Source organism: [Micrococcus luteus] ATCC 49442, assembly GCF_010367585.1.
Taxonomy (GTDB): Bacteria; Actinomycetota; Actinomycetes; order Actinomycetales; family Micrococcaceae; genus Arthrobacter; species Arthrobacter luteus_A.
On the sequence record NZ_JAAAXP010000001.1, the window covers coordinates 1,470,813 to 1,492,008 of the forward strand.

A 21,196-nucleotide genomic window follows, 5' to 3' on the forward strand; every position below is an offset into this window, starting at 1 on the left:
CCGGACTGCCCCGCCCGCATTACGCTCTTGCCATGGCCTCAACCAATAGCTCTGAGTCAGCCGCGTCCGCTGAAGTACCCGCTCCTTACGGCAACGGACCCGCACCTGTGCAGCCGCCGTCGTCGGAAGCGCCGGCAAAGCCCGCGGCGCGGGTGCGCATCCACCACCTGCAGCAGGCCAAAAGGGACGGCACCCGCTTCGCCATGCTGACCGCGTACGAGCAGTACAGTGCGGAGATCTTCGACCAGGCGGGCATCGATGTCCTCCTGGTGGGCGATTCGGCCTCCAACAATGTTTTCGGCAACGAGACCAGCCTTCCCGTCACCGTGGATGAACTCCTCCCGCTGTGCCGCGCTGTGGCGAGGTCTGCCAAGCGCGCCATGGTGGTGGCAGACCTGCCGTTTGGCAGTTATGAAGTCTCACCGCAGCAGGGTGTGGAAACGGGGGTCCGCTTCCTCAAGGAGGGCCTCGCCCACGCCGTCAAGATCGAGGGCGGAAAGTACTACGCGGAAACCGTCCGGGCCATGGTCCAGGCCGGCGTTCCGGTGATCGCGCACATCGGCTTCACGCCGCAGAGTGAACACTCGCTGGGCGGCTACAGGGTTCAGGGCCGCGGCGATGATGCGCAGCGCCTGATCGACGACGCCGTGGCGCTGGCTGATGCGGGTGCGTTCGCCGTCCTGATGGAAATGGTTCCCGCGGACACGGCGGCCGCCGTTGACGCGGCGATCAGCGTGCCGACGGTGGGGATCGGGGCGGGCAATGCCACCACCGGGCAGGTGCTCGTGTGGCAGGACATGGCAGGGCTCCGCGGCGGCCGGATGGCGAAGTTCGTGAAGCAATACGCCGATCTTCGCAGCACCCTCAGCGACGCAGCGAAGGCCTACAACGAGGACGTCCGGTCGGGCCGGTTCCCGGGCCCGGAGCACTCCTTCTAGCGGAGGTGCCGGCCCGCTAGCGGAGATGCCGGCCCGGCCCGCCGCTCCCCAGGCCACGCACCCCGCTCGCCGCTCTCTGGCGCACTGTCTTCGTGGGTCCCGTGTGCCTCCTTGCTGTACCGGTCAGTCCTCTTCGTCCTTGTCCCAGGCCTCGTTGCGGGCCCGGACCTTTTCGAGGGCGTGCTCGGCTTCCTCCCGTGTCTTATATGGCCCGATCAGCTGGGTCCAGTCCGACATGGCGTCTTCCTCGACCTCATGCGTTTTCACGTTGTACCAGAACTCGGTCATCAGCACTCCTTCGATCCGGCGGGCGCGAAGCCCCGGGTGTGACCCGCGTAACGTAGGTGCACGCAGGGGCGCGTTATGCCCTCGCGTTACTTGGCGTTCTGCGGTGCCTTATATGATCAATCTATGCCTTCCCTAGCCTCGACTGCACCCACCGGCACGCTTACCCGGGGAACGGTCAGCCCGCCGCTGCCCGTTCCGGCGTCCATCCCGCGCCCCGAGTATGTGGGCAAGCCCGGGCCGGCCAAGTTCACCGGCTCAGAGGTTAAGTCAGCAGAGACCATCGAGAAGATCCGGATCGCCAGCAGGATCGCCGCGCAGGCCATCGTTGAGGTGGGGAAACACATCAGGCCCGGAGTCACCACGGACCAGCTGGACAAGGTGGGCCATGAGTTCCTGCTGGACCACAAGGCATACCCCTCCACCCTGGGATACCGGGGGTTCCCGAAGTCCCTGTGTTCCTCACTGAATGAAGTCATCTGCCATGGCATCCCGGACAGCACCGTGGTCCAGGACGGAGATATCCTCAACATCGATATCACGGCATTTATCAACGGCGTCCACGGCGACACGAACTACACCTTCCTGGCGGGCGACGTCGACGACGAATCGCGCCTGCTGGTGGAGCGCACCCGGGAGTCCCTGAACCGGGCCATCAAGGCCGTGGCGCCCGGCCGGGAAATCAACGTCATCGGCCGCGCCATCCAGTCCTATGCCAAGCGGTTCGGCTACGGCGTGGTGCGCGACTTTACGGGCCACGGCGTGGGCGAGGCCTTCCATACCGGCCTGATCATCCCGCACTACGATGCCGCCCCTGCCTACAACACAGTGATCGAAGCCGGAATGGTGTTCACCATCGAACCCATGCTGACGCTGGGCACTGTTGAATGGGACATGTGGGAAGACGACTGGACGGTTGTCACCCGCGACCACAAGAGGACCGCGCAGTTTGAACACACGCTGCTGGTCACCGAATCCGGCGCTGAGGTTCTTACGCTCCCCTGAATCACCCGGTCAGCCTCCCGGCCTGCCCGCCTGCCCGCCCTGCCCGCCTGCCACGAACGGAAAATACATTGGCCAAGAAGGACGAGAAGTCGCACAAAAAAGCCCCGCTGATCGGCATCGACATCGGAGGTACCGGAATTAAGGGCGGCATCGTCGACCTGAAGAAGGGCAAGCTGCTGGGTGACCGGTTCCGGGTGCCCACTCCCCAGCCCGCCACCCCCGAGGCCGTGGCCGACGTTGTGGCGCAGGTGGTGGCCGAACTCTCCAGCCGCCCGGAGGCACCGGCCCCGGATTCGCCTGTGGGAGTCACGTTCCCCGGCATCATCCAGCACGGTGTGGTGCATTCTGCAGCCAACGTGGACAAGAGCTGGCTCAACACGGACATCGACGCCCTGCTCACCGCGCGCCTGGGCCGGCCGGTAGAGGTCATCAACGACGCCGACGCCGCCGGCCTGGCGGAAGCGCGCTACGGTGCCGGCGCAGGGATTGACGGGACGGTCCTGGTCATCACCCTGGGAACCGGTATCGGGTCCGCCTTTATCTTCAACGGCAATCTGGTCCCAAACGCTGAACTGGGCCACCTGGAGATCGATGGTTTCGACGCCGAGTCCAAGGCATCCGCCGTTGCCCGCGAGCGGGACGGGCTGAGCTGGGAAGAGTACAGCGTCCTGCTGCAGCGCTATTTCTCCCACGTTGAGTTCCTCTTCTCCCCGGAGCTGTTCATTGTGGGCGGAGGCATCTCCAAGCGCGCGGACGAATACCTGCCCCACATGAAGCTGCGCACCCCCATCGTGCCGGCCGAGTTGAAGAACGAGGCTGGAATCGTGGGCGCCGCCGTCGAAATCGCCGTGAAGCACAAGCTCACCAAGTAGCCGCAACCCGGACGTGAAGCCACTGAACCCCTGCCCGGCATGCCGGGCAGGGGTTCAGTGGCTTACGTGTGCGGCGCCGTTTGTTTGCGGCGGCCACCAGTCGTAACGGAACTTACAGCGGGCTCTTTTCGGAATTCCTGACAGTCTTCGCCGGCGGTCCGGCGGGTTCATCAACGGACTCGTGGCGGAGCAGCGCAATGGCGGTCTCGAAGTCCTCAAGGGAATCGAAAGCCTGGTACACGCTGGCGAAACGCAGATAGGCTACCTGGTCGAGCTTCTGCAGGGGTCCAAGGATGACCAGCCCTACTTCGTGCGCATCGATCTCGGCAGCACCGGAGGCACGGATCTGCTCCTCAACCTCCTGGGCAAGGAGCGCGAGGTCATCCTCGCTGACCGGCCGGCCCTGGCAGGCCTTGCGGACGCCGTTGATGACCTTGCTCCGGCTGAACGGCTCACCCACGCCCGAACGCTTGATCACGGAAAGGCTGGTTGTTTCGACGGTGGTGAACCGGCGGCCGCACTCGGGGCATTGGCGGCGACGGCGGATGGCTGAGCCGTCGTCGGCCATACGGCTGTCCACAACGCGGGAGTCCGGATTGCGGCAGAACGGACAATACATGGTGCCCCTTCCCTCGATCGTCAGCTTCCAGTCTACGGTTGCAGCTCGGCGAACAACAAGCCTGTAACACTACATGTAGTGGTGCAGCCACTATATGTAGTTGTTTTGGTTCCGCTCCCCCGGATCAGGACGTTGCGCTGAAGCGCGCCGTCACAGCTTCGCCGTGGGCAGGGAGGTCCTCCGCAGCGGACAGGCTCACGATGTGGCTGCTGACTTCCTCAAGGGCGGCCCGGCTGTAGTTGACCACCTGGATGGCACGCAGGAACGTGGTGACGTTCAAGCCCGAGGAAAACGCTGCTGTGCCGCTTGTGGGCAATACGTGGTTGGACCCGGCACAGTAGTCCCCGAGGCTGACGGGACTGTAGTCCCCCACGAAAATCGCGCCGGCGTTGCGGATCCTTGCCGCCACCGCTGCCGCGTCCGCTGTCATGATTTCAAGGTGTTCCGCGGCATAGGCATCGCAGGCGGCTATGCCGTGCTCGAGGTCCTCCACCAGCACAACGCCCGACTGGGGGCCGGAGAGGGCCTCACGCACACGGCCGGAGTGCTTGGTGGCGGCAGCCTGGCGGTCCAGTTCGAGACGGACCGCCGCGGCAAGATCCTCGGAATCGGTGATCAGTACCGAGGCAGCGTGGGGATCGTGCTCGGCCTGGCTGATCAGGTCTGCTGCCACCAGGCCGGGCTGGGCGGAGGAATCGGCCAGGATGGCAATCTCTGTGGTTCCGGCCTCGGAGTCGATGCCCACCACCCCCTTGACCAGCCGCTTTGCGGTGGCCACAAAAATATTTCCGGGACCTGTCACCACATCAACGGGATCAAGGGCGGGTCCGGCGTCGGTTGCTTCCACACCGTAGGCGAAGGCAGCGATGGCCTGCGCGCCTCCGATGGCGTACACCTCGCCGATGCCGAGCAGGGCCGCGGCGGCCAGGATGGTGGGGTGCGGGAGCCCGCCGAAGTCCTTCTGCGGCGGCGAGGCGAGGGCGATCGATTCCACTCCGGCGGCCAGCGCGGGGACAACATTCATGATGACCGAGGACGGGTAGACGGCCAGACCCCCCGGAACGTAGAGTCCCACACGCGAAACGGGGACCCAGTTTTGGCTCACCAGCGCACCGTCGCCCAATTCGACGTCGATATTGCGCGGCCGCTGTCCGTCGGCGAACTGCCGGGCGCGCCTGATGGACTCCTCCAGTGCGCGGCGCACGGCCGGATCCAGCTCCGCCAGCGCCTTGGCCAGCGATTCGGCCGGGACCCGGGGATGCACCTGGTCAACTCCATCGAACCGGAGGGCAAGGTCGCTGAGGGCGGCGAAACCCTGCTGGCGGACGGCTGTGATGATGCCGAGTACTTTTTCTTCTGCATCCGCCACCGTGTTCTGCCGGGCGCGGGGCACAGCGGCACGCAAGCCGGCCAGGGTCAGGCCGCGTCCCCGCAAATCGACCGTCCGGAAGCTGACGGTTGCGGACGGCGGGGTGGCTGGAGATTCAGAAGAAATGGTCACCGGACTATTTTACGCGCCGGGCGCGGTGCCTCCGGCGTGGGGTGCCATACCGGCGTCGGGCCCCTTCCTGAGGAGGTTCAGCAGACTCAGCGCAAAGACGGAGGCTGCTGTGGCCGCCGGCCACAGCAACAGCACGGACAGCGAGCGGAGCGAGAACGCCACGCTGGCATTAAAGGCCGTATCCGCCGGGGCACCCCACAGCCGGCCCGCCAGCACACCGGTCTGCCAGGCAACGGCAGCGCCTGCGAGTCCACCGGCCAGGCTGAGCAGGAATGCTGCCTGTGCCGCCCGGCCCCCTTTGTCCGTAAGGAAAACGGCCACCAGGCAGCCGGCGAAAACCAGGAGGCCGCCAAGGGTCAGGTCACGCGGCAGCCACACCACCGGATTGGTCCCGTCGCCGAGGGCAGGGTCGCGGGTGATCAGGTTCAGCCCGCCCGGAGCGAGCAGCCACCATAACAGTCCTACGGGAATTCCACCGGCCGCGGCCGCGGCAAACCACGTCCAAGGCAACCGGGCAACCCGGTGACTGCTGTGTTCTTTCATGCAACAAACCTTAACAAAGGTTGGCTACCCGGGGTCACATGACGTGGATTGTCAGCCGATTCCGCCGTGCCCGCCCGGACCCATACCCTTAAGGGAGAGTCCAATTCAGCATGTTTCCAGGGAGCACCACACGATGTCAGACACCACGCCGTTCGAGGGCACGTTCAAGGAAATGTTCCGGCGCCACGCGGCGGGCGTCGCCATCATCACGGTGAACTACAACGGTGAGCCGTACGGGTTTACCGCCACCTCCGTCGCGTCTTTGTCAGCCCAGCCGCCGCGGTTCACCTTCAATATGGCCCGCAGCTCAAGTTCCTGGCCGGCTGTGGCCAACGCCACCCACCTCGGCGTCCACATGCTGGGCCTGGAAAACCAGGCGCTGGCCGACCGGTTCGCACGGACAAAGGACCGCTTCGGCGGGGACCACTGGGAACTGGGCCCGCACGATGTCCCGGTCCTCAAGGACGTTGCAGGCTGGCTGATCGGCAAGATCCAGATGCGGCTCTCGTTCGAGAACAACGCCGTGGTGGTTGTCGAGGTGGTGGAGGGCGCCGTGGGTGAGGACGGCTCGCCGCTCCTGTACCACTCGGGCAGCTACGGCCAGCCCGTCCCCCTGGACTACGAAATTTAGTAGTCCAGGCAGGTCGGCCCCAGGAGGACCTTCAGGTCTCCAAAAAGTGACGGGCTTGGGTTGACCCTGAGGTGAACGGGCAGGGCCATGACTTCGGTGCGCGTATCCCCTTGCAGGTGCAGCCTGACTTCAGAGTTTCCGCGGTGGTTCCGCAGGACGTCCCCGAGCTCGGTGACCACCGCCTCCGTGGCCTTGTGCGTGGGCATCGAAATCTGCAGGGGTCCGTTTGTCCCCTCGCTGAGGTCCGGAACACTCAGTTCCATGCAGTTCAGCGTCACGGCGCCGTCGTCGCGCCGCTGCAGGCGGCCCTTCACCACCACAATCAGGTCCTCGGCGAGCACCGACGCGATGGGACCGTAGACCTGGCCGAAGAACATCACTTCCATCGAGCCGCCAAGGTCTTCGATTTCGGCGCGGGCATAGGCATTGCCGCTGGCCTTCGCGATCCTGCGGCTGAGCGAGGTGATCATGCCCGCGATGGTGACGATCGCGCCGTCGTGCGGCCCGTCCTCGGCGATGATCGACGTGATGCTTTGGTCCGCGTGCTGGCTCAGGAGCCCTTCGAGGCCCTGGAGGGGGTGGTCCGAGACGTAGAGTCCCAGCATGTCCCGTTCGAAGGACAGCTTGTCCTTTTTCTCCCATTCAGGAAGGTCCGGAATCTCGATGCTGAGGGAGGCTTCGGATTCGGCTTCCTCGAAGCCGGCGAAGAGGTCGAACTGGCCGATCGCCTCATTGCGCTTGAGGGTGATGACAGAGTCGATGGCTTCCTCATGGATCATCGCCAGTGCGCGCCGATGGTGGTTGAGGGAGTCGAAGGCGCCGGCCTTGATCAGGGATTCGATGGTGCGTTTGTTGCACACCACGGCGGGAACCTTAACCAGGTAGTCCTTGAAGGACGTGTAGGCGCCTTCCTTTTCGCGGGCGGCCACCATGGCTTCGACGGCGTTGACGCCCACGTTGCGGATGGCCCCCATGCCGAAGCGGATGTCATTGCCAACAGGGGTGAAGTTCAGGGCCGACTCGTTGACGTCCGGCGGCAGCACGGTGATTCCCATGCGCCGGCATTCATTGAGGTAGATCGCCGATTTATCCTTGTCATCGCCCACGGAGGTCAGGAGGGCTGCCATGTACTCCGGCGCGTAGTGCGCCTTCAGGTAGGCGGTCCAGTACGAAATCACGCCGTAGGCGGCTGAGTGCGCCTTGTTGAAGGCATAGTCGGAGAACGGCAGGAGGATGTCCCACAGCGTTTTGACGGCTTCCATGGAGTAGCCGTTGTCCTGCATTCCCTGGGAGAACCCGGCGAACTGCTTGTCCAGCTCGGATTTCTTCTTTTTGCCCATGGCGCGCCGGAGAATATCGGCCTGGCCGAGGGAGTAGCCGGCCAGTTTCTGCGCCACCGCCATGACCTGTTCCTGATACACGATCAGGCCGTAGGTGCCGCCGAGGATTTCGGCCAGGGGCTCCTTGAGCTCAGGATGGATCGGGATGACTTCCTGGATCCCGTTCTTGCGCAGCGCGTAGTCGGTGTGCGCGTTGGCGCCCATGGGGCCGGGACGGTAGAGCGCCAGGACGGCCGAGATGTCTTCGAAGTTGTCAGGCTTCATCAGCTTCAGCAGCGCGCGCATGGGGCCGCCGTCGAGCTGGAACACGCCTAGCGTGTCGCCCCTGGCCATCAGTTCGTAGGAGGGGACGTCGTCAAGGGCCAGGCTGTCCAGGTCCAGGTCGTGGCCGCGGTTGAGCTTGATGTTCTCCAGGGCGTCGGAAATGATCGTCAGGTTCCGCAGCCCCAGGAAGTCCATCTTGATCAGGCCCAGGCCTTCGCAGGTGGGGTAATCGAACTGGGTGATCACCTGGCCGTCCTGGATGCGCCGCATGATGGGGATGACATCGATGATGGGGTCCGAGGACATGATCACACCGGCGGCGTGAACGCCCCACTGGCGTTTCAGGCCCTCGATGCCGAGGGCAGTCTCAAAGACCTTGGCTGCTTCGGGATCTGTCCCGATCAGCTGGCGGAAGTCGCCGGCCTCGCTGTACCGCTTGGAATCCTTGTTTTGGATGTCGGCCAGCGGAATGTCCTTGGCCATCACGGCCGGAGGCAGGGCTTTGGTCAGCTGCTCCCCCATGCTGAACGGGTAGCCCAGCACGCGGGAAGAGTCCTTGAGGGCCTGCTTGGTCTTGATGGTGCCGTAGGTGACGATCATGGCCACACGCTCGTCACCGTACTTGCGGGTGACGTAGTCGATCACCTCGGACCGGCGGCGATCATCGAAGTCGACGTCGAAGTCGGGCATCGAAACGCGGTCCGGGTTGAGGAAGCGCTCGAAGATCAGGCCGTGATGCAACGGGTCCAGGTCGGTAATGCGCATGGCGTAGGCCACCATGGAGCCGGCACCCGAACCACGGCCGGGTCCAACGCGGATGCCGTTGTTCTTCGCCCAGTTGATGAAGTCAGCCACCACCAGGAAGTACCCGGGGAACCCCATGGAGGTGATGACTTCGAGCTCGTAGTCGGCCTGGGTCCGGACCTTGTCCGGGACGCCTCCCGGGTAGCGGTACTCCAGCCCCGTGGCCACCTCCTTGACCAGCCAGGACGTTTCGTCCTCGCCCGGCGGGCAGGGGAAGCGGGGCATGTAGTTGGCGCCGGTGTTGAATGAGACTTCGCAGCGCTCGGCGATCAGCAGTGTGTTGTCGCAGGCGTCCGGGTGGTCCCGGAACAGCTCGCGCATCTCCTGGGGCGACTTGAGGTAGTAGCCGCTGCCGGAGAAGGCGAAGCGGGATCCGCCGTTGTCGTAAGTGGGCTCCAGCAGGGTGGACCCGGACTGGATGGCGAGCAGGGCCTCGTGGGCCTTGGCATCGTGCTCGTGGGTGTAGTGGAGGTCGTTGGTGGCTACCAGCGGGAGGTTAAGGTCCTTGGCCAGCCGCAGCAGGTCCCCGGTGAACCGGCGTTCGATATCCAGCCCGTGGTCCATGAGTTCGCAGAAATAGTTTTCTGCGCCAAAAATGTCACGGAACTCCGCGGCGGCTTCCACTGCCTCCTTGTACTGGCCGAGGCGCAGGCGGGTCTGCACTTCACCGGACGGGCAGCCTGTGGTGGCGATCAGGCCTTCCGAATACGTGTTGAGGAGCTCACGGTCCAGGCGTGGCCACTTCCCGAACACGGCATCCAGGGAGGCGATGGAGGACGCCCGGAAGAGGTTCCTCATGCCGGCGTTGTTGTAGCTCAGCAGCGTCATGTGGGTGTACGAACCGCCACCGGAGATATCGTCCTTGCGCTGGTGTTCCTCGCCCCAGCGGACACGGCTCTTGTCGGTCCGCGCGGTGCCCGGGGTCACATAGGCTTCGACGCCGATGATCGGTTTGATGCCCTGGTCGGTTGCGCGTTTCCAGAAATCGAAGGCGCCGAACAGGTAGCCGTGGTCAGTGGTGGCGAGGGCCGGCATGCCGAGGCGTTCGGTCTCATCGAAGAGCTCCCCCAGACGGGCGGCGCCGTCCAGCATGGAGTATTCGGTGTGGTTGTGGAGATGGACGAACGAGGCATTGCTGGAAGTCACCGGACCATTCTAAGCGCTGGCTGCGGGCTGCCGGCCCAGCGACGCAGTGACAGTGGACGCAGTGGCCATGCCTTTGTGACCCCTGCCTCAGGGCCACAGGCATGCGGCTAGGCTTCGCCCGACTCCAGGACTTCCAGGGCGAACGCAAGGTCCTGCGGGTACTCGCTGGTGACGGTCACGCGTTCGCCGGTGACAGGGTGGTCAAAGCCGAGCTGGCGTGCATGCAGCCACTGGCGGGTCAGGCCCAGGGTTGCGGCCAGGCGGGGATCAGCCCCGTAGGTCAGGTCGCCGGCGCAGGGGTGGCGCAGGGCGGCAAAGTGCACGCGGATCTGATGCGTGCGGCCTGTCTCGAGGTGCACTTCCACCAGGGTTGCCTTGCCGAAGGCTTCCAGTACTTCGTAGTGCGTAATGGACGGCCGGCCATCCTCGATCACCGCGAAGCGCCAGTCGTGGCCGGGGTGGCGGCCGATCGGCGCGTCGATGGTGCCCTCCAGGGGGTCCGGCAGCCCCTGGACCACCGCGTGGTAGACCTTGTCCACGGTGCGTTCCTTGAAGGCCCGCTTCAGTGCCGTATAGGCGCGCTCGGTCTTGGCCACCACCATCACACCCGACGTCCCGACGTCGAGCCTGTGGACGATGCCCACGCGCTCAGGTGCCCCCGACGTCGAGATGCGGTATCCCGCCCCGGCGAGCCCGCCCACTACCGTGGGTCCCACCCAGCCGGGCGAAGGGTGCGCGGCGACCCCTACGGGCTTGTCCACCACAACAAAGTCGTCGTCGTCGAGCAGGATCTTCAGGCCTTCCACAACTTCCTCCACCACTTCGAGCGGGTCCCGTCGTTCAGGCACCGTCACTTCCAGGACATCACCCGCGGCAAGGCGCGCGGACTTGCCCAGTTTCTTTCCGCGGCTGACCACATTGCCTTCGGCAATGAGGGTCGCCGCCAGGGAACGGGAAATCCCCATCAGCCCGGCGAGCCCGGCGTCGGCCCGTGTTCCGCCGAATTCCTCCGCCACCACCACGCGCTCAGGCATCGTCAGCCTTTTCCTTGGGGGCGGCCACGTGCCGTGTACCGTCCAGCGAGATGCCCCTCAACGTCAGGATACAAATGATGGATACGGCGGAAACCACCGCGGAATCGGCGATGTTGAAGATCGCGAAATTAGGCAGCTGGATGAAGTCCACCACATGGCCCATGCCAAACGAGGGTTCCCGGAAAAGCCGGTCTGTCAGGTTGCCCAGGGCACCACCCAGCAGAAGGCCCAACGCCAGGGCCCACCAGGCCGAGCCCAGCTTGCGCACCTGGAACAGGATGGCGATGGAAACCCCGGCCATGATGATGGAAAACACCCAGGTCACGTTCTCGCCGATGGAGAAGGCCGCGCCGGAATTCCGAATGAAATACCAGTGCAGGAGCGGCGGCAGCACGGCGATGCGCTCCCCCTCCACCATGGTGGACGTCACCCAGACTTTGGTCAGCTGGTCAAAGACGTAAGCGAACACTGCGAAGCCAGCGAAAAGGGACAGGAGAAGCGTCTTCCCTGGGCGGGGCGTAGAGGGAACCGGGTGCGCGGCGTCGGCGGCAAGATCGTCAGTCATGGTGCTTTCATTTGTAAAACCGATGTTAATCACAAAAGCCGGCGGCCGAGGAATCCTCAGCCACCGGCTTTCAGAATACGTGCTTGACGGACTAGTTCGCTTCGACCTCAGGGGCCGCGACCGAACCGCGGGCGTCCAGATCGCGCAGCTGGCCTTCAATGTAGGCCTTCAGGCGTGAACGGTAATCGCGTTCGAAGCCGCGGAGCTGCTCGACCTTGCGCTCCAGGACGGAGCGCTGCTGCTCCAGGGCGCCGAGGATCTTGCGGGACTTCTCCTGGGCATCGTTGACCAGGCTGCTGGCCTCGATCTGGGCCTCAGCGATGATCTTGTCCTTCTGGGACTGACCATCGGCGACGTGGCGGTCGTGCATCTGCTGCGCCATGGCGAGCAGGCCGGCAGCGGACTCGGCGGAGACGCTGCTTCCGGCGGCCGGGGCGGGGGCTGCAGCCGGCACGGCTGCAGCGGCGGCCACAGGCTCGGCTTCCTTCTTCTTGGCAGCCTCGGGTGCCTTCGCCACGACCTCGGCCTTCGCCGGAGCTTCAGCCTTTTCTTCCTTGACGGGCGCGGGGACCTTCTCAACCACAGGGGCAGCAGAAGCGGAGCTGGCCGGCACGGCGGAACCGGACTCGGCAAGCTTCTTGCGGAGTTCGTCGTTCTCCTGGTTCAGGCGCCGAAGTTCCACAACGATTTCGTCCAGGAAGTCGTCAACTTCATCCTGATCGTAGCCTTCGCGGAACTTGGTCGGCTGAAAGCGCTTGTTGACAACGTCTTCTGGCGTCAAAGCCATCTGGTCACCTCATTGGTCTAGTTAGTCAGTAGGCCTTCCGGCCGTCAAAACTACGGTACCTAAAATTTGTCTGGTTCCTCTAATTCAACACTGGGTGTCAAACCGGAGATTTCTTTCGCGTCACATGAGTAAGTTCGTTCCAGGAACTTCGCTCGTGTCCGCTAGGTCTTGTCGAAGATTACGCGAAACCCCTGGTCACGGCCATTGCGATGCTCACCGCGATGAAAAGGACCAGGAAACCGAGGTCCAGGGTCACGCCGCCGAGCCGCAGCGGAGGAATGACCCTGCGGAGCCCCTTGAGCGGCGGATCGGTCATGGAATACACGGTGTGGGCGGCCACGAGGGCAACGCCGCGGGGACGCCACTCCCTGGCGAACATCTGCACCCAGTCGAAGACCAGACGGATGATCAGCGCCACGAAGAACAGCAGGAGGACGATATAGACAAGTCCGAAAACAATTCCCATGACTTAACTCAAATCTCCATGTCCATTCCGGATACCGCAGTGCACTGCCAACGTTTCTTGTCTATTTCAGCACAGATGCCAGGCAGGTGACCTGCCTGGCATCCGCTTTAAGCTTTAAGGCTAACTTTGATTGAAAAAGCTGGCCTGGGTCTCACTGACCTTCTTGTCGTCGCCGATGACCTCAATGTACGAGGGGGAGAGCAGGAAGACCTTGTTCGTGACCCGTTCGATGCTGCCGCGGAGACCGAATACGAGTCCCGCCGAGAAGTCCACGAGGCGCTTAGCGTCCGCTTCGCCCATATCAGTGACGTTCATGATGACGGGAATTCCGTCACGGAAGCTTTCACCGATGAGCTTGGCGTCATTGTAGGACCGCGGGTGGATCGTGGTGATCTGCCGCAGCCCGGAGGTCTCTTCGCGGCTCGAGGCCGCACGCTTGATGGGGGTCACAGGTGCGCGGTATTCCTCTTCAGGGGCGTCCGACGATTCACGGCTGACTTCGCGTACCGGTGCCGGGGCCCGGCGTTCCTCGCGGTCAGCTTCCATGGATTCGTCCTCGTCCTTACGTGTTGTGGTGTGCTCGGACTCGTAGTGTTCATCGCCGTCGGCGAGCCCAAGATAGATCATTGTCTTGCGCAGAGCGCCGGCCATGGTCGACTCCTAATCGTGTCCGTAGGCGGGCCGCCCAATAACTTGACAGCACTGGAATCCCCCGCCACTCACTTCCTATGTGCTCGACGCTACCCCACGGCGGGACGCGATCCGAGAATATCGGAACCGATTCGCAGGTGTGTCGCCCCGAACCGGATTGCCGCTTCGAGGTCCTGGCTCATGCCTGCCGAGATGGCCGTGGCACCCGGGTGCCGGGCCACCAGGGACGCTGAGATGGCAGCAAGTTTTTCGAACGCTGCCTCCGGGCTGCCACCCAACGGCGCCACCGCCATGACGCCGGCGAGTTCCAGTGCTCCGGCCGAGGCCAGCAGGTCGGCCAAATGCGGCACGTCATCCGGCGCGGCACCGCCGCGGTGGGCACCGGCTTCGGCGTCAAGACTGACCTGGATGAAGCACCGCAGGGCTTCCCGGCCGGTTCTGTCCTGTTCCGCCGCCACGGCCCGCTGGAGGCCGTCAACCAGTCCCGGCCTGTCCACGGAATGGAGGGCGTGAGCATATTTCGCAACCGACTTGGCTTTTTTGCTTTGCAGCTGGCCGACGAAATGCCAGTTGAGTCCAAGGTCTGCCAGTTCCGCTGCCTTGGCTGAGGCTTCCTGGTCCCTGTTCTCGCCGACGTCACGCACGCCGAGGGCAGCGAGCCGCGCGATGTCTGCGGCCGGATGGAACTTGGTGACCACAATCAGCGTGGGCGGCCCACCGGCCCGCCCGGCGGCCGCGGCGGCAGCGTCAATGCGCCGCTGAACGGCTGCGAGGCGCTCCGCGAGTTCGGACATCCGATCCGCGGGATCCAACAATCGCTCAGTCATGGGACCACACGAGTCCCGCGAAGCGCCCGGTGGTGCTGGAGCGACGGTACGAATACAGCGAGTCGTTTTCCAGCGTGCACGGACCCCCATACTCGATGACGACGCCGGCCCGCTCCAGCTGGGTACGTGCCCCGGCCGGAAGATCGAGTGCAGGGGTTCCCCACGATGTCGTGGCGGACGTTGACGGAACCTGCCCGGCCACTTGGGCGCGCAGTTCGGCCGGTACCTCATAGCAGCTTCCGCAGATTGAGGGCCCCAGCCAGGCGCGGATGGCCGTGGCGCCTTCCGCCTGCATCCGCCGGACGGCTGCGGGCAGGATGCCGTTGGCGATCCCCGGACGGCCCGCATGCACGGCCGCTAAAACAGGACCGTCAGGGCCCTCCCCCACCAGGACCACCGGGATGCAGTCGGCCACCATAACGGCAAGGGGAAGTCCCCGTGACACCATGGCGTCCGCGGTAGGTGCGGGCGTCCCGGACTCCATCACTTCCACCGCCGTGCCGTGAACCTGCTCCATGAACCGGAGGGATCCGGTTGCAAGGCCCGCAGCGTGCTCCAGCTCCCTCCGGCGCTGGAGCACGTCGCCGGCATTGTCACCGATGTGAAGGGCCAGGTTGCCGGCGCGGGTGTCCGTGAACGCCACACTCACACCGGGTGAGACTTCAGCCCGCCAAAGGAACAAGCCGTGCCCTACTTCAGGAAGTCGGGGACATCCAGATCGTCCGAGCGGTTCCCCGAGAGATCCGGCTCCACCACTGAGGGGAGGTCGACGTCGAAACCTGAGTCGGCCGGGACCGCTGACGGACGCTGCTGGCCCCAGTTGCTCAGTCCGGACGAACCCACGCCGGCGTGGACGGGCTGAGCGTTCAGCTGGTGGCTGCCGCCGCCCGAGGTAGGCGCCTGGGCCGGGGCGGGAGCCGCGGCGGGCCGCTGCGGGGCCACCTGGGGCTGGGACTGGTCCATGGACGGCGAGGTGGCCTTGACATCGTCGAAGCCTGCAGCGATGACAGTGACACGGGCCTCGTCGCCGAGGGCGTCATCGATCACGGCGCCGAAGATGATGTTGGCTTCAGGGTGGGCAACTTCCTGGACCAGGCGGGCGGCTTCGTTGATTTCGAACAGGCCGAGGTCCGATCCGCCCTGAATGGACAGCAGGACACCGTGCGCGCCGTCGATGGAGGCTTCAAGCAGCGGGGAGGCAATGGCCAGTTCGGCCGCCTTCACGGCACGGTCCTCGCCACGGGCGGAGCCGATGCCCATGAGGGCCGAGCCTGCACCCTGCATGACTGACTTGACGTCGGCGAAGTCAAGGTTGATCAGGCCGGGGGTGGTGATGAGGTCTGTGATGCCCTGGACACCGGAGAGCAGGACCTGGTCGGCGGAGCGGAAAGCGTCCAGAACGGAGACGTTGCGGTCGCTGATGGACAGGAGCCTGTCGTTGGGGATCACGATCAGGGTGTCGACTTCGTCGCGCAGCGCATCAATGCCGGCCTCTGCCGAGCCCGCGCGCCGGCGGCCTTCAAAGGTGAACGGCCTGGTGACCACGCCGATGGTCAGCGCCCCAAGGGAACGGGCGATGCGTGCTACAACCGGCGCGCCGCCGGTGCCGGTGCCGCCGCCTTCGCCGGCGGTCACAAAGACCATGTCTGCGCCACGAATGACTTCTTCGATCTCGTCAGCGTGGTCCTCCGCAGCCTGCTTTCCGACCTCAGGATTGGCGCCGGCGCCGAGACCGCGGGTCAGCTCGCGGCCGACATCGAGTTTGACGTCGGCGTCGCTCATCAACAGTGCCTGTGCATCCGTGTTGATAGCGATGAACTCGACACCACGGAGGCCGACCTCGATCATGCGGTTGACTGCGTTCACGCCACCGCCGCCGATGCCGACGACCTTGATGACGGCCAAGTAATTCTGCGGAGCTGCCACGTTACGTGTCCCTTGTTCGTGTCCTATTGCGAAAACTGTGGAGTCGGGCTTGAAGCTTTCAACCCTAACCTTCGAGTTGAAGGTTATAGTTATGTCAAGTAACTCATGTCTGGAACGCTATTTCCTATGGTTCGGACATTCAATAACCGGCGCCGCGTGTCGCGGTAATACGGCAAAGATTGCTACGTCCGGGTAAGCGGCGTTCAACGCGTCACCGGGTGCCGGGGCGCGCTCACATCGTACACGCGAACCGGGTTCTTTGGATCCGCGGGCACCTTGAGCAGGGCCTCAAGCACTTTGGCCTTGAGTTCCTTCTCCCCCGCATTTCCCCAAATGATGGTTTGCCCGTCAACCAGTTTGAGTTCCACGGCGTCCACGGATTGCGCGGACGCGTTCGAAAGCCTGGCGAGCACGTCCGGCGGAAGGGCCCCCAGGACCCCGGCAGTGGCCTGGAAGAGGTCCTTGCCGATGGCACCGGCCCCGCCATCGATGACAGGCAGCGACACGGATGCGGGATCAGTGATGCCGGCAAGCACCACGCCTTCCACATCCACCAACTGGTACTGCTCCTCCTGCTTGACCAAAGCCACCGGAACGCGTTCGTGCACCTCAACGACCAGTTCCGAGGGCGGCCGTGCCTGGGTGGTGACGGACTTGACCTGTACCAGCGGCTCGAGCAGCCGCCCCACCTCGTCCTCGCTGACCTGTGGGAGCGGTCTGCCCTTGAGCGGCTCGAGCGCTGACCGGACCTGCTCCGTGGTGACAAGCCTGGTACCGGTCACTGAGATGGTGCCCACGGCAAGGATGGGAGAAAAGACGGCAGCGGCAAGCAGCGCCGCGACAAACGCGAGGAGCGTGGACAGGACAACGAGGATGCGCCGCTTCCGGCGCTTTCCCGGCGGCTCAGGAAATACCAGCACATTACCGCTGCCAGGCGCCTTGTCCGGGGCCGGAACCGTGTCCGCGGTTTTCCGTTTCTTCCGTCCGTCCCTTGACGGGGTCTCCGGCGTAGATGGCGTCTCAGGGATCGGGGCGCTTTTGGAGGCGGAGATGACGTCAGGTTCCGCCGCTGCCTTCCTGGCCGGCGGCTGGCGTTTCGAAGGGGAAGCGTAGGTGGGGCGGCGTGGACTACCCATCGAGGGCCTGCACAATGTGTGGCCCGAACCCGGTCACGTCCCCGGCGCCGACAGTCAGGATGATATCGCCCGGCCTCGCTGCGGCCACCAGGGCCGCCACGGCGTCGTCCGCGGCCACCAGGCGGCCGCCCGAGGCCAGGTGCTCTGTGATGAGCTGGCTGGTGACACCGGGAATGGGATCCTCGCGGGCAGGGTAAATGTCCAGCACCAGCGCCGTATCGGCCAGGTTTAGGGCGTTCGCGAACTCGCCTGCGAACTCCCTGGTCCGGGAGAACAGGTGCGGCTGGAACAGGACATGCACGCTGTGTCCGGCCGCTACGGACCGCGCCGCCGTCAGGGCTGCCCGGACTTCCGTGGGGTGGTGGGCGTAGTCGTCAAAGACGCGCACGCCACGTGCCTCGCCCTTCAGTTCAAAACGCCGGGACGTTCCTGAGAAATGCCCCAGGGCACGCGCCGCAGTTTCGGCGTCGACCCCAAGTTCCAGGGCAACGGCGACGGCGGCAGCCGCGTTGAGTGCGTTATGGCGCCCCGGGACCTGCAGCGGCAGCGGGAACCGTCCGGCAGTTAAGGAAACCTCCACACGCCCGGGACCGTCGTCGTGCAGGACAAGGTCCGCCCGGTCAGAGGTGCCGTACAGGACCACCCTCGTGTTCCCGCGAGCTCTGGTACGTCCTGCGAGTGCCAGGGCGCCGTCGTCGTCCGCGCAGGCGATCAGGACACCGTCGGCAGGCAGCAGTTCCGTAAAACGGTCAAAGGATTCGTAGACCGCCTCGGCGGTGCCGTAATGGTCCAGGTGGTCCGGTTCAACGTTGGTGACCACGGCGATTCTCGGCCGGTAGTTCAGGAAGGAACCGTCGGATTCATCGGCTTCGGCCACAAAAATGCCGGCGGTGCCGTGCGCCGCGTTAACCCCGAGCGCGGGCACGTTGGCGCCGATGGCGAATGAGGGGTCAAGCCCGGCGCCCTGGAGCAGGACCGTGATCATGGAGGTGGTGGTGGATTTGCCGTGCGTTCCGGCGACGGTCACCACCACGTCATTGCCCATGGTGGCGGCCAGCGCCTCAGAGCGGTGCAGCACAGGCAGGCCTGCCTCCCGTGCCGCCATCAGTTCCGGGTTGTCCGCACGGATCGCCGAGCCTGCGACTACTGATTGGGCATCGCCCAGGTTGGCGGCGTCGTAGCCCACCGCGATCCGGGCCCCGGCGGCGGCCAGCTCCGCCATGACCGGCAAATCCTTGGCGTCGGACCCGCTGACACTGACGCCCCGCGCCACCATGATGCGGGCGACGGCGGACATTCCCACGCCGCCGATGCCGATGAAATGGACGCGGCCCAGGGACTCCTGGCTGCGGATGCTTGCGGGGGTCATGCGGATACCGCTTCCAGGACAAGACCAGCCATGCGCTGATCGGCGTTTCTGATGCCAAGCCGGCGGGAGTTCGCGGCCATGGTTGCCAGCCGGGCGGCATCTGTGGCCAGCGGGATCAGCTCCCGCGTGATCCACTGTGCGGTGAAGTCCTTGTCCGGGACCAGGAGGGCGCCGCCGGCGTTTACGAGCCCCGCCGCGTTGAGCGCCTGCTCGCCGTTGCCGATGGGCAGAGGGACAAACACGGCGGGCACGCCCACGGCCGCCACTTCACAGACAGTTGCCGCGCCGGAGCGGGCCAGGAGGAGGTCGGCTGCGGCGTAGACGTTTTCCATGCCGTCCACGTACTCAACCTGCCGGTACCCCGCCGTGGTGAGCGGGCCGCCGTCGGGCCCCATGACCGTTTTGCCGCGCCCGGTGATGTGCAGCGTCTGGATGCCGGCGGCGCCAAGGTCCTGCGCGGCAGCAGCCACGGCGCGGTTGATGCTCTGGGCGCCGGAAGACCCGCCCGTGACAATCAGCGTGGGCTTGCCGGCATCCAGGCCCAGAGCTTCCCGTGCTGCGGCACGGGCGGAGTCCCTGTCCAGGCTGGAGATTTCGGTCCGCATGGGCATGCCGACATGGCGGGCGTGCCGCAGGCGGGTGGTGTCAAAGGCGGTGGCGACGTGACGGGTCAAAAAGGATCCCACCCGGTTAGCCAGGCCCGGCCGGGTGTTGGCTTCATGGATCACGATGGGAATCCCCCGACGGCGGGCGGCGAGGTACAGCGGGGTGCAGACATAGCCGCCTACGCCAACCAGGACGTCAGCCGACGCGTCGTCCAGGATACGGCCTGACTGCCGCACTGCCCCGGCCAGCCGGGCCGGCAGCTTCAGCAGGTCGAGGGATGGTTTCCGGGGGAAGGGAACCCTGTCGATGGTGGCCAGTTCCACGCCGGCGGCGGGCACCAGCCGGGTTTCCATGCCGGCCGGCGTGCCCACGGCAAGCAGCCGGGACCCGGGGGCTGCGGTCCGGAGGGCAGCCGCGATGGCCAGGAGCGGGCTGATGTGGCCGGCAGTTCCGCCGCCCGCGAGGACAATGGACAGGTTCTGGGAAGTCATAAAGTGCTAGGTACGCTTTCTTGCGGTCTTCGTGCGGCTGGATTTCCCAGCCTTCTTGGCCCCGAACTTCAGCATTCTCTTCGGGCGGATGGCGGGTGCCATCTGTTCGCGGGCGAGAGACAGCACCACTCCCACCGCACAGAGGGACATCAGCAGGGCCGAACCGCCGTAGGAAATGAACGGCAGCGGTACGCCAATGACGGGCATCAGGCCCGTTACTACAGCCATGTTGACCGTGGCCTGCCCCAGCAGCCACACCATGATGGTGCCGGCCAGGACGCGGTGGAACATATCCTCCTGTGCCACCACCACGCGGTAAATGGCGGCGCCCAGGATGGCGAAGAGCACCAGGACGACGACGGTGCCCACCAGGCCGAGTTCCTCGCCGATGATGGCAAAAATGAAGTCGTTGTGGGCTTCCGGAATCCAGCTGTACTTCTGCCGGCTCTGGCCAAGGCCGACGCCGAACCAGCCGCCGGAGGCGAGGCCATAGAGGCCGTTGGTGGCCTGGTAGTTGGCGTCGATGCCATCCGCACAGGACTGGCCGGTCCACCATGACGTAATGCGGCACATGCGGTTTGAACTCGTGATGGCCATAAAGGCCGCCCCTGCCGCGCCCAGCACGGCGGCGAAGCCGAACATGTAGAGCGGCACGCCGGCAAAAAACAGTGCGGCGGCAGTGATCATCATGATGATCATCGCCGTGCCGAGGTCATTGCCCCACAGCACCAGGCCGATCACGGCCCCTGCCAGCGGCACGGCGGGAATAAGCACATGCTGCCAGAGACGGAGCAGCTTCCCCTTCATGGCCATGACCGTGGCCATCCACAGCGCCAGCGCCAGCTTGGAAGCCTCGGACGGCTGGAACGTGATGCCGCCGAGGTCAATCCAGTTCTTGTTGCCGTTGACCTCGTCACCGATCAGCTGCACCAGGACCAGGAGGACAAGGGCCGCGCCGAGCACGGGCCAGGCGAGACGCTTCAGCCAGATGACGTTGATGCGCGAGAGGACGAACATGGTGAAAATGCCGATGCCGGCGAACATGCCCTGTTTGAGGGCGTCACCATAGGGCGACTTGCCGGCGGCGATGGATTCGACGCTGGAGGCTGAGAGGACCATCATGATGCCGATGGCCGTCAGGGCCAGCGTAGAGCCCAGGATGAGGTAGTACGTGGAGCCGTTCCGGGACGTGCCCGTACCTTCGAGGGCGGACCAGAAGGCGCGGTACGAGGCACGGAGCCGCTGGGGCAGCGTTTTGGCTACGGGGTTCCCGGATCCTGCCGTCTTTGTTCCAGCTGACTTCAACGTTGCCGGTCCGGAGCCTGGCGGCGAAGCTGGTTTCCCGGCGCGCGGCTGTGAGGCCGTGGGCCGGGTGGGCGTGCTGACCATT

The 21,196-nt window shown here is 65.0% G+C and carries 21 protein-coding genes; 4 read left to right on the forward strand and 17 right to left on the reverse strand.

All coding sequences use genetic code 11. The annotated features are described in order from the left end of the window. The first annotated feature begins 32 nt into the window (after positions 1-32). Positions 33-938, forward strand: a complete 906-nt coding sequence (gene panB / locus GUV69_RS06655) for a 3-methyl-2-oxobutanoate hydroxymethyltransferase (protein WP_164200819.1) — start codon at positions 33-35, stop codon at positions 936-938. Between the two features lie 123 nt (positions 939-1,061). On the opposite strand, the gene GUV69_RS06660 is transcribed toward panB, so the two are convergent. Beyond that, a complete protein-coding gene (locus tag GUV69_RS06660; protein WP_164200821.1) occupies positions 1,062-1,226 on the reverse strand; it encodes an SPOR domain-containing protein in 165 nt (54 codons plus the stop codon). 123 nt (positions 1,227-1,349) lie between these two features. Here GUV69_RS06660 and map point away from each other — a divergent pair, with 123 nt between their 5' ends. Continuing rightward, complete coding sequence (gene map, locus GUV69_RS06665; RefSeq protein WP_164200823.1) at positions 1,350-2,228, forward strand: type I methionyl aminopeptidase; 879 nt, start codon at positions 1,350-1,352, stop codon at positions 2,226-2,228. 68 nt (positions 2,229-2,296) lie between these two features. Next, on the forward strand, positions 2,297-3,100 hold the full coding sequence (gene ppgK / locus GUV69_RS06670; protein WP_164200825.1) for a polyphosphate--glucose phosphotransferase: 804 nt from the start codon (positions 2,297-2,299) through the stop codon (positions 3,098-3,100). Between the two features lie 112 nt (positions 3,101-3,212). Here ppgK and nrdR read toward each other — a convergent pair whose 3' ends face one another. The 3 genes from nrdR to GUV69_RS06685 form a co-directional block, all read right to left on the reverse strand. Further along, positions 3,213-3,719 carry a transcriptional regulator NrdR gene (gene nrdR / locus GUV69_RS06675; RefSeq protein ID WP_164200828.1) on the reverse strand — a complete coding sequence of 169 codons (507 nt, stop codon included), beginning with the start codon at positions 3,717-3,719 and terminating at the stop codon, positions 3,213-3,215. A 124-nt stretch (positions 3,720-3,843) separates the two neighbouring features. Further along, entirely contained in the window at positions 3,844-5,220 is a 1,377-nt protein-coding gene (hisD, locus tag GUV69_RS06680) for a histidinol dehydrogenase (RefSeq protein WP_164200830.1), read from the reverse strand. 9 nt (positions 5,221-5,229) lie between these two features. Continuing rightward, on the reverse strand, positions 5,230-5,763 hold the full coding sequence (locus tag GUV69_RS06685; protein WP_164200832.1) for a hypothetical protein: 534 nt from the start codon (positions 5,761-5,763) through the stop codon (positions 5,230-5,232). Between the two features lie 133 nt (positions 5,764-5,896). On the opposite strand from GUV69_RS06685, the gene GUV69_RS06690 reads away from it, so the two are divergent. Continuing rightward, positions 5,897-6,394, forward strand: a complete 498-nt coding sequence (locus tag GUV69_RS06690) for a flavin reductase family protein (protein ID WP_164200834.1) — start codon at positions 5,897-5,899, stop codon at positions 6,392-6,394. Here the strand turns inward: GUV69_RS06690 and dnaE are convergent. The 13 genes from dnaE to ftsW all read right to left on the reverse strand — a co-directional run bounded on the left by dnaE (position 6,391) and on the right by ftsW (position 21,195). Continuing rightward, positions 6,391-9,948 carry a DNA polymerase III subunit alpha gene (gene dnaE, locus GUV69_RS06695; protein WP_164200836.1) on the reverse strand — a complete coding sequence of 1,186 codons (3,558 nt, stop codon included), beginning with the start codon at positions 9,946-9,948 and terminating at the stop codon, positions 6,391-6,393. The two genes, GUV69_RS06690 and dnaE, sit on opposite strands and share 4 nt — an antisense overlap. A gap of 107 nt (positions 9,949-10,055) precedes the next feature. Further along, a complete protein-coding gene (locus GUV69_RS06700) occupies positions 10,056-10,982 on the reverse strand; it encodes an RluA family pseudouridine synthase (protein ID WP_164200838.1) in 927 nt (308 codons plus the stop codon). Then, positions 10,975-11,547 (reverse strand): signal peptidase II, encoded by a 573-nt coding sequence (gene lspA, locus GUV69_RS06705; protein ID WP_164200840.1) that lies wholly within the window; start codon positions 11,545-11,547, stop codon positions 10,975-10,977. Before lspA ends, GUV69_RS06700 begins: the two co-directional genes overlap by 8 nt. 91 nt (positions 11,548-11,638) lie before the next feature. Further along, complete coding sequence (locus GUV69_RS06710) at positions 11,639-12,334, reverse strand: DivIVA domain-containing protein (protein ID WP_164200842.1); 696 nt, start codon at positions 12,332-12,334, stop codon at positions 11,639-11,641. Positions 12,335-12,512: 178 nt separating this feature from the next. Further along, positions 12,513-12,800, reverse strand: coding sequence for a YggT family protein (locus GUV69_RS06715; RefSeq protein ID WP_164200844.1), 288 nt, complete (start codon positions 12,798-12,800; stop codon positions 12,513-12,515). Positions 12,801-12,920: 120 nt separating this feature from the next. Next, complete coding sequence (locus tag GUV69_RS06720) at positions 12,921-13,451, reverse strand: cell division protein SepF (RefSeq protein WP_164200846.1); 531 nt, start codon at positions 13,449-13,451, stop codon at positions 12,921-12,923. Positions 13,452-13,540: 89 nt separating this feature from the next. Next, positions 13,541-14,278 carry a YggS family pyridoxal phosphate-dependent enzyme gene (locus GUV69_RS06725; protein WP_164200848.1) on the reverse strand — a complete coding sequence of 246 codons (738 nt, stop codon included), beginning with the start codon at positions 14,276-14,278 and terminating at the stop codon, positions 13,541-13,543. Beyond that, a complete protein-coding gene (locus GUV69_RS06730) occupies positions 14,271-14,960 on the reverse strand; it encodes a purine nucleoside phosphorylase YfiH/LACC1 family protein (RefSeq protein ID WP_164200850.1) in 690 nt (229 codons plus the stop codon). Before GUV69_RS06730 ends, GUV69_RS06725 begins: the two co-directional genes overlap by 8 nt. Before the next feature lie 8 nt (positions 14,961-14,968). Beyond that, on the reverse strand, positions 14,969-16,204 hold the full coding sequence (ftsZ, locus tag GUV69_RS06735; RefSeq protein ID WP_164200852.1) for a cell division protein FtsZ: 1,236 nt from the start codon (positions 16,202-16,204) through the stop codon (positions 14,969-14,971). A gap of 203 nt (positions 16,205-16,407) precedes the next feature. Then, the gene (locus GUV69_RS06740) at positions 16,408-17,340 is read right to left on the reverse strand and encodes a cell division protein FtsQ/DivIB (protein ID WP_164200854.1); all 933 of its coding nucleotides are present in this window, start codon (positions 17,338-17,340) and stop codon (positions 16,408-16,410) included. Then, on the reverse strand, positions 17,333-18,709 hold the full coding sequence (gene murC / locus GUV69_RS06745) for a UDP-N-acetylmuramate--L-alanine ligase (RefSeq protein ID WP_164200856.1): 1,377 nt from the start codon (positions 18,707-18,709) through the stop codon (positions 17,333-17,335). The genes GUV69_RS06740 and murC overlap by 8 nt, the downstream gene beginning before the upstream one ends. Next, positions 18,706-19,806 (reverse strand): undecaprenyldiphospho-muramoylpentapeptide beta-N-acetylglucosaminyltransferase, encoded by a 1,101-nt coding sequence (gene murG / locus GUV69_RS06750; protein ID WP_164200858.1) that lies wholly within the window; start codon positions 19,804-19,806, stop codon positions 18,706-18,708. Before murG ends, murC begins: the two co-directional genes overlap by 4 nt. Positions 19,807-19,812: 6 nt before the next feature. Next, on the reverse strand, positions 19,813-21,195 hold the full coding sequence (ftsW, locus tag GUV69_RS06755; protein ID WP_164200861.1) for a putative lipid II flippase FtsW: 1,383 nt from the start codon (positions 21,193-21,195) through the stop codon (positions 19,813-19,815). Position 21,196 lies beyond the last annotated feature (1 nt).